The following is a 598-nucleotide window of genomic DNA, read 5'->3' on the forward strand; positions in this document are numbered from 1 at the left end:
AGTGGAACGTTTGACAATAATCCAGCAATCGGAACGTCGCCCCCTCCGACTGCGACCGCCCGCGACCCGACCCCTACGGGAAACGGTGGCGGACCGACACAGGTCACGACCCCAAGCGGCAACGAGAAATGACGCTTTCCGGTGAGACGATCGAAGCAGAGGCCGCGGCGCGGAAGAGATTTGCCGACCCCGTACCCATGTTCGACTGGCTGAGAAGAGAGTTTGACTACGGGGGGAACCCCAAAGTTGATGTTCAAGGTTATTCATGTGGCGATCACCGGGGGCGAGCTTTTTGAGAAGGTCCGTCAGCGCCTCTTCGCTATCGATCGGCCTTGCAACTTCGGCCATGGCTCAGGCCAGCGGCGGCTCTGGTGGAACTGGTGGTTCTGGTGGACAAGTGGCTCTGGCCAGTCCGGCGGCGCGTCAGGTTCCGGTAGCGGATCTGGCAGCATGTCCGGTAGCGGCTCCGGTACTTCCTCCCCCGGCACGAGCACCGAGAAAGACAAGGACTCCCAGGGCAAGCAAGATTCTTCCGACTGCGTTCAGGGCCAAGTCAAAGATGCCGCCGGCAATTGCCAGTAAAATCTGGCTCAACGAA

Annotated in this window: 1 protein-coding gene; it reads left to right on the forward strand. The window is 60.4% G+C overall.

Going from position 1 to position 598, the window contains the following annotated elements; genetic code table 11:
- The first annotated feature begins 249 nt into the window (after window positions 1-249).
- Window positions 250-582: a hypothetical protein gene (locus tag ACPYOJ_RS34625; protein WP_481420266.1), complete on the forward strand. Its 333-nt coding sequence runs from the start codon at window positions 250-252 to the stop codon at window positions 580-582.
- The last annotated feature ends 16 nt before the right edge of the window (window positions 583-598 follow it).

It is taken from the genome of Rhizobium sp. SVR5-9E (assembly GCF_056755095.1).

Bases quoted from the DNA above. Each gene is read 5' to 3' on its own strand.
- ACPYOJ_RS34625 (WP_481420266.1), top strand. From the start codon at position 250: ATGTTCAAGGTTATTCATGTGGCGATCACCGGGGGCGAGCTTTTTGAG.